This is a genomic window from Gracilinema caldarium, from assembly GCF_029265695.1.
GTDB lineage: Bacteria > Spirochaetota > Spirochaetia > Treponematales > Breznakiellaceae > Gracilinema > Gracilinema caldarium_A.
The window spans coordinates 1-7,144 of sequence record NZ_JAJUHW010000075.1; the positions used below are offsets into that span (position 1 = coordinate 1).

General features: G+C 49.4%; 11 protein-coding genes. 3 read left to right on the top strand and 8 right to left on the bottom strand.

The window, feature by feature from the left end; all coding sequences use genetic code 11:
* From Q7P68_RS13710 to Q7P68_RS13740, 7 genes are all read right to left on the bottom strand, one after another.
* Positions 1-553: C40 family peptidase (locus Q7P68_RS13710; RefSeq protein ID WP_304226608.1), on the bottom strand; the 553-nt coding region annotated here is incomplete at its 3' end.
* Between the two features lie 178 nt (positions 554-731).
* Positions 732-1,457 (bottom strand): PHP domain-containing protein, encoded by a 726-nt coding sequence (locus Q7P68_RS13715; protein WP_304226610.1) that lies wholly within the window; start codon positions 1,455-1,457, stop codon positions 732-734.
* 8 nt (positions 1,458-1,465) lie between these two features.
* A complete protein-coding gene (locus Q7P68_RS13720; RefSeq protein ID WP_304226612.1) occupies positions 1,466-1,801 on the bottom strand; it encodes a hypothetical protein in 336 nt (111 codons plus the stop codon).
* Positions 1,801-2,730: a CBS domain-containing protein gene (locus Q7P68_RS13725; protein ID WP_304226614.1), complete on the bottom strand. Its 930-nt coding sequence runs from the start codon at positions 2,728-2,730 to the stop codon at positions 1,801-1,803. Before Q7P68_RS13725 ends, Q7P68_RS13720 begins: the two co-directional genes overlap by 1 nt.
* Positions 2,720-3,550, bottom strand: coding sequence for a Cof-type HAD-IIB family hydrolase (locus tag Q7P68_RS13730; protein ID WP_304226616.1), 831 nt, complete (start codon positions 3,548-3,550; stop codon positions 2,720-2,722). The genes Q7P68_RS13725 and Q7P68_RS13730 overlap by 11 nt, the downstream gene beginning before the upstream one ends.
* Entirely contained in the window at positions 3,547-3,897 is a 351-nt protein-coding gene (locus Q7P68_RS13735; protein WP_304226617.1) for a DRTGG domain-containing protein, read from the bottom strand. The genes Q7P68_RS13730 and Q7P68_RS13735 overlap by 4 nt, the downstream gene beginning before the upstream one ends.
* 10 nt (positions 3,898-3,907) lie before the next feature.
* Positions 3,908-4,426, bottom strand: coding sequence for a gamma carbonic anhydrase family protein (locus Q7P68_RS13740; protein ID WP_304226619.1), 519 nt, complete (start codon positions 4,424-4,426; stop codon positions 3,908-3,910).
* Between the two features lie 88 nt (positions 4,427-4,514).
* Between Q7P68_RS13740 and Q7P68_RS13745 the strand changes: the two genes are divergently transcribed.
* Genes Q7P68_RS13745 through Q7P68_RS13755 form a run of 3 tightly spaced genes read left to right on the top strand, consistent with a single transcriptional unit; the run spans position 4,515 to position 6,542 of the window.
* Positions 4,515-5,273 (top strand): ParA family protein, encoded by a 759-nt coding sequence (locus Q7P68_RS13745; protein WP_304226621.1) that lies wholly within the window; start codon positions 4,515-4,517, stop codon positions 5,271-5,273.
* Positions 5,263-6,153 carry a ParB/RepB/Spo0J family partition protein gene (locus Q7P68_RS13750; protein ID WP_304226623.1) on the top strand — a complete coding sequence of 297 codons (891 nt, stop codon included), beginning with the start codon at positions 5,263-5,265 and terminating at the stop codon, positions 6,151-6,153. The genes Q7P68_RS13745 and Q7P68_RS13750 overlap by 11 nt, the downstream gene beginning before the upstream one ends.
* Before the next feature lie 11 nt (positions 6,154-6,164).
* The gene (locus tag Q7P68_RS13755; protein WP_304226625.1) at positions 6,165-6,542 is read left to right on the top strand and encodes a response regulator; all 378 of its coding nucleotides are present in this window, start codon (positions 6,165-6,167) and stop codon (positions 6,540-6,542) included.
* Between the two features lie 20 nt (positions 6,543-6,562).
* On the opposite strand, the gene Q7P68_RS13760 is transcribed toward Q7P68_RS13755, so the two are convergent.
* On the bottom strand, positions 6,563-7,144 hold a 582-nt coding region (locus Q7P68_RS13760; protein WP_304226627.1), incomplete at its 5' end, for a TrmH family RNA methyltransferase.

Genomic DNA, 7,144 nt, shown 5'->3' on the forward strand with positions numbered 1-7,144 from the left:
ACACAAAACTGGGGTTACTGCTCGGGCCGAGCAACACAAGGGTTCCAAAGGCTATGGTAATTCTCCGCAGTGGAGCAGAAGCTACTACACGGCCAGCACCGACAAAATGGGTTTCCCAATAAGGTTCATCGAGACTGCTGATGATGACCCCTGTCTGCGGCCCCTCTGAGGCACTATGCACAAAACGGTTTTCCCCTATATAAAGACCAACATGAGACACTGTCCCAGTGGTATTAAAGAAAAGGAGATCTCCCGCTTCAAGCTGGGTAAGAGATACTGGTTCGGTCCAGCGATAGAGAGCGATGCTCGTTCGAGGCACCGAGATCTCGAGGCTTTTTAACATAACCTGGTATATGAAGCCTGAACAGTCCAGGCCCTTTTCATCAATACCGCCGTATAGATAGGGGGTTCCGAGGTATGAGAGAGCTGCGGCTACCATTTCTTGCCGTGAAGTTTTTGGATCCGATACCACAACAGGCTCGGCATCCAGGGGCTGCCATAACTGTAATAAGAGAAAAAAAGCGGCTAGCCACAGAGTGCGGAGCTTCATCATTAGAATAAAGTATAGCACATCCATCCGTGGGAAGGTTCTGGCGGCACTTTTTTATGAGCATCGTCTTACATTGATTTTATTCTTGAATAAACTAAACTTATAGTAGGCCCCTGCAGAGTGGGCCGGTAACCTACCCTGCTGGGTAAGCCAGAAACAGATTTCTAAGTCAAACCTGAGCTCATTTTATATCTCGCAGTCTGAGGGCAGCCTGGAGTAAGCCCATATCCATTTTACCATCTTTTTTTACCTGTTCAGCAAGATCGGCCGAAACAGGGAGATGAAAGGACCTGCGACCCACATGTTCAGGATAATGGGCATCGGAACCGGTGATAAGCGGATAGCCCAGCGTATCTACCGAGGGAGGCAGCCTGATACATTCAAGGGCAGCCCAGGGGCCGGGCGAAACAAAACCAAGCTGACTTGTCATGGAAAATGCAGGCCGATCCACATGGGCAGGGATAACAAGGCCACCGTAGGATTCTGCAAGGGGCCCAATTTCATCCAAACCTACATCCAAAGCAGAACCGAGATAAATATCTATAACCCCTTCTATTTCATCATTCTCGTTTACAATGACCTGGTCCCCCATGCGCTCCGGATCATGAAGAAAGGGGGGCAACAATTTGGCAATTCGTTCTCCAAAAGTGAGGGCTTTTTCAAGAGTATCAAAAAGGCAGAGGACATGGACTTCTTCCCGCGTGGTAGCTTCCATTCCAAAGAGAGGCACAATCCCGTAGCGGTAACAGAGACGAGCAAAAGCAGGATTGTTTGCCACCGTATTGTGGTCAGTTAAGGCCAGGATCTCAATCCCACACAGAGCGGCCCGCTCCACGAGCACTCGGGGAGAAAGATCCAATGAACCGCAGGGAGACAGGCAGGAATGGTTATGCAGATCCGCCAGCATGCCTTTGTTCAGCGATACCCCAAAAGGGTATATAATCGGCCTGAAGTTACAAACTGGTTTTCTGCGGTTCGGACTATGGCAATTCCCTCATCCCGGGCAGCCTCTATCATATCCTCAGGGATGGGCCTAGAATTGCAGATAATAATGAGGGAAATATTTACCAGCGTAGCCACCGCTACGGTGTTTTTATGGGCCTGTATGGTAATGAGGGCCCCCGCAGACTTTGCATTGGCCATGACATCAGAGAGGAGGTCCGATGTATAGGCTCCTTCGAGCTCGCTATCCTGGAACTGGTCCTGCACGAGTTCTCCATTTAAGGCTGTTATTACCTCGCTTATTTTCATCAATCCTGATCCTCCCTGCCTTTAAAAAATATAGTGGAAATTACCTTTGTCGGGCCACCAAGACTCGATTCAATAATAAATTCATCTGAAACCCGCTTTGTATTAGCCAGTCCCATACCGGCGCCAAAACCCAGAGACCGGATCCACTCGTTGGCTGTTGACCAGCCTTCCTGTAGAGCGAGTTCGATGTTTTCTATCCCCGGGCCTTTATCGAGGGCAGTAATGACCACCCGGTCTGGCAAAATAGAACAGGAAATAGTCCCTCCATAGGAGTGCACCACCTGATTAATCTCCAACTCATAGCTTGCAATGGCAATACGCCGGATCAACTTTGGATCCAGGTTTAATTCTTTTAAAACCTTTTTAATTTCCGTTGAAGCATGTCCCGCCCCTTCAAAATCATAGCGGGTTGTGGTGAACTGCAACTCCCGACTGGAAGCTGAATCAGCTACGGGAGGTGGATTGTTTTTTTCGAGCCGCAGCACCTCTCGATTAATCTCCACAAGAAGTGTACGGATTACATCCTTAGAAGTGATAATTCCCACCAGCTCTCGAGCCTTGTTCAGAACCGGGAATCGGCCGTATCGATATTTGTTAAGGTATGAAATGGCAAAGGACAGGGGCATGTCGTCTTCCAATACGATAACATTTCGGGTCATACGGCGGTCCGCCACATCATCGATATACCCCTTATCGAGGGCGGTTACAATATCATCGATAGATACGATTCCCAAGAGCCGCTGATCTTCGGCAATGGGCACTCCGGTTATGTAATTTTCGCGCATTAAGGCCTGGATATGCCGCAGTGTATCGGTACGCTTTGCCGTTATGAGGGCGGTGGTCATTACATCCTTAATTTTAAGACGGTATATTAATTCCAGAATAACGGTCGGAGAATCGATCGTATTGATGGGAATATCATCCTGCATGGGAGACCCCTTTGAGAATGTGCCGCTCTACAAAATCAGCCACACCATCTTCTTCGTTGGTCCGCGCTGTTACCGCCTTGGCCATCGCCTTAATTCTTGGGTCCCCATTTGCCATAGCCACACCAAAGCCGGCCCAACGGATCATGCTTTCATCATTCATGCTGTCACCGATCGCCATTACCTGGTTTCTGTCGATTCCGAGCATTTGGGCCACGAGGGCCAAGGCTTCCCCCTTGCCGGTAGCAGGAGGAAGTATTTCGAGGAAATAGGGCTTACTGGTAAAAATGGTAACCCTGTCGCCAATAAAGGTCTTAAGCAGGGTTTCCAGGGGCCTTAAAAGGGCAGGATCGCCGGGGACAACCATTTTCTGCGCCCCAGCTGCGAGGAAGGCCCTGAAATTATCCACTACCACCTGGCGCTGACCAGTCAGCTTCTGGTCTATATCCGCATATTCGTTCCGGCGGGAAACATAGATAGTGCCGTCCTCATAGATCTGCACAGGAAAGCCCTCAGCATCTACTAGGTCATAGACCGCCAAGGCCGCTTCTATGGGCAGAAAAAACTCTTTTACAACTTGACCCGTATGGCTTTCTATAATGGTGGTCCCATTATTGCAGACAAGATAGCCAGGGCGTTTGTGCATGACCAAATCCCGGGCATAGCGGTCCATGGCGTTGGGCGAACGGCCTGAAGCGAGCATTACAATGACGCCCGATTCTTCAACTTTTTTTAACACATTTTTCGTATGAAACGAAATAGTTAAATCATCCCGTAACAGGGTATCATCTAGATCTAAGGCAAGAAGTTTTATGTTCGTCATGGCTGCGCCCCCGCTTCCATTAGTTTACCCAGGGCCACACAGGCCTGAAACATAGAGAGGGGTGTAGAAAGGACGGTGATATTCTGTTCCTCAGCCAGCTTTTTCATTGCGGGCTGGGGATTCTTGTCGTTTACCAGCAGTACGCCTCTTGCACCAACAATATCTGCGGTTCTGACAGTCTGTTCAGAGGCAAGGGATGTAACAATTAATGTATTATCCAGATCTACCACCAGCACATCGCTCATGAGATCACTGGCGACCACGTGTTCTATTGGTTTGTCGCTAAAATCGGTGCCCTTGTTAATAATATGGGCCGGCAGGTGTTCAATAATATCAACGAAAGTCATAAGTTTTCTGTTATTCCTCTATATACTGTTCTTTGGCAATACGGGCCAATTCTTTGTAGTGTTCTGCATTCTGTTTAATGCTGGCAATTTCTTCTGAGCTCAGTTCCCGTACCAGTTTTGCAGGAGAGCCAAGAATGAGGGAACGGGGCGGGAATTTTTTACCCTGGGTAACAAGAGCGCCGGCGCCAACTATAGATTCGGAACCAATTTCTGCGCCATTCAATATAATAGCACCCATACCAATCAGCGCATCATCTCCTATGGTACAGGAATGCAGTATCGCCCGGTGACCAACAGTCACATTCCGTCCAACAATCGTCGGAGCCTCCGTATCTACATGGACCACCGATCCATCCTGTATATTGCTGCCCTCCCCAATTTCGATAGGAGCAATGTCGGCCCGAAGGGTGACCGAGAACCAAACAGACACATCTTTGGCCAAGGTAACCGAGCCGGCAACTTCCGCATTCCAAGCAACAAAGGCTGACTGATGAATTTTCGGGACCATATCTTGAATCGCGTGTACCATTTATCCCCTCCGTACTTGAAGAATACCCGCATCTAGGCCACTATTCAATAGCAATTTTTATCTTTACCATGCTATACTGGAAACCATAATGGGACGGATTTTTGTATTTGTAAATCAGAAAGGCGGAGTAGGAAAGACCACTTCAGCCATCAATATCGGCGCCTATCTGGCAGAGGCAGGCCAGAAGGTGCTTCTTGTGGACTTTGATTCCCAGGCTAATCTCACCAGCGGTGTAGGTGCCGATGGTGCTAAGCCCGGCGTATATGAACTTATTTCCGGCAAAAACACTGCCGAAGAGGTCATTCAGGAGACCTCGGTGCGGAACCTTTCTGTCATTCCCGCATCTATAGACCTATCTGGCGCGGCGGTTGAGCTCGTTGAACAGGAGGACCGGGATTTTTATCTGAAACGGGCACTGGAAGGCATCCGGGATCGTTATGATTTTATATTGATAGATTGTCCCCCCTCTCTGGGTATACTCACTTTGAACGGCATGGTGGCCGCCGATGGAGTCCTCATACCTCTCCAATGCGAATATTTTGCCCTGGAAGGTCTTTCGCTGCTCCTTCAGACCATCAAACGGATTCAAAAAAGCCTGAACCACCAGCTCGAAATTGGCGGCATTTTTTTTACCATGTATGACCAGCGGACCAAGCTGGCCCAGGATGTGGTGCGGCAGGTAACAGCCTATTTCAAAGACCGGGTCTTTAAAACCATCATTCCCCGGAATGTCCGGCTTTCGGAAGCCCCCTCCCACGGGATTCCCATATCTCAATACGATGCCCTCTGTGTCGGAGCCCGCAGTTACAAAAGCCTCGCCGAGGAGGTGCTAAACCGTGGCCGCTAAATACGGATTAGGCAAGGGCCTCGACGCGCTCCTTTCAGGAACATCTGCCGACGAGACCCGACCAGAAAATGCACCAGGCGGCGAAGTCCGCATTCCCCTGGAAAAATTAAAGGCAAATCCAAACCAGCCCCGCAAGACATTTGACGAAGGGTCCCTTCAGGAACTCGCCGCTTCTATACGGGAACATGGTATTATTCAGCCTATTATTGTCGAAGAAAGTCCTGATAGCAGCTATATCATAGTCGCCGGAGAACGCCGAAGCCGGGCAGCACGTCTTGCGGGGCTTCGGGAAATACCGGCTATCATCCGCAACTATTCCGATGAACGGCGCCTCGAAGTCGCCCTTATCGAAAACGTTCAGCGGTCAGACCTGAACCCCATTGAGGAAGCCCAGGCCTACAAACGGCTTATGGAATTGACCGGACTGTCTCAGGACGAAGTTGCTGCCCGGGTCGGCAAAAATCGTTCTACCGTAGCCAACGCTCTGAGACTCCTAAAACTGCCCGAAGATATGCAGAATGCCCTCGCAGCCCAACAACTGACAAGCGGTCATGCCCGTGCTATCCTTTCAGTAGTCAATCCTGCAGACCAGCGGGTCCTCTTTGGTAAAATTGTCGCAGAGGCTATTTCTGTCCGGGAAGCAGAAAAATATGCTCAAGAATTAAATGGTGGCATCCGGGCAGCAGATAAACCAAAGGAAGAAAAGGTTCGGGAACGGGCTCCTGAACTGCTTGCCATGGAACAGCGTTTTATCGACGCCTTGGGGACTAAAGTTTCCATTTCAGGGGGACTCAAACGGGGAACAATCAAGATCGACTATTACTCCATGGAAGATCTTGAAAGGCTATATACCATTCTTGCAGGCAAAGATTCTTTATAAGGCAGGATATTATGGGTACCATACTGATTATAGATGATGACAGCACCATACAGGATGTGGCAGAAGCAATATTAAAACGTCAGGGATACACCATTCTTAAAGCCCTTGACACCCAGCAGGCAGAACGGTTTCTTGCATCAACCTCTATCGATCTCATTTTGCTGGATATTGTACTGCCCGGTCAGGGCGGGCTAGAGTATCTTATGGATATCAGAGACCGGTATCCTTCCATTTCAGTGATAGTCATGTCGGGTAAAGTGAGAACCGACCTACTCCCCATTAAAAAGCTTGCCCAGCAATTCGGTGCAGTATGTATACTTTCAAAGCCCTTTACTGCACCTGAACTTATTGATGTAGTCAGTTCGGCATTCAAAAACTCCTGCGCTTAAACTTAAAAGAGAGAATCCGCCTACTTTGACGGAACAGGTTCAGGCCTACCTTCCCAAAGGAGTATGGCTGCAGCCGCGGCGACATTAAGCGAATCTACCCCATCACCATCATTCCGCAGTTGGGGTATGACTACTCGGCCAGTACACAGAGTTTCTATTTCAGCAGGAATACCAAACCGTTCATTACCAAAAACCAAAGCCAGGCGATTTACAGGTCTCAGAACTTCCGGAGTCCGTACCTCGGGGTGTACCATGGCGGCCCACAGTTCCCATCCATGGGACATAAGCATATCGAGGTCATGAACACCATCAAAATAAATGACGGGCAAAGAAAAACCTGCGGCCATGGAACAGCGGAGCACCCTCCGGCTGTAGGGGTCGCAGGACGGAGAACCAATTAAAAGACCGTCCCAGCCAAGAGCTGCGGCGGTCCTTATGATAGCCCCCAAATTTTCCGGATTCGTTATATTCGGCAGGACCACAAGACGGCGGGCCTTATGTAATAGAAAGCCTGAATCTACTAAACACGGTAGCTTCGGCCGTTTCGCGACGAGCAGCAGCCCCCGATGAAAGGGAAATCCCGCTAATTCACTTATTTCCGC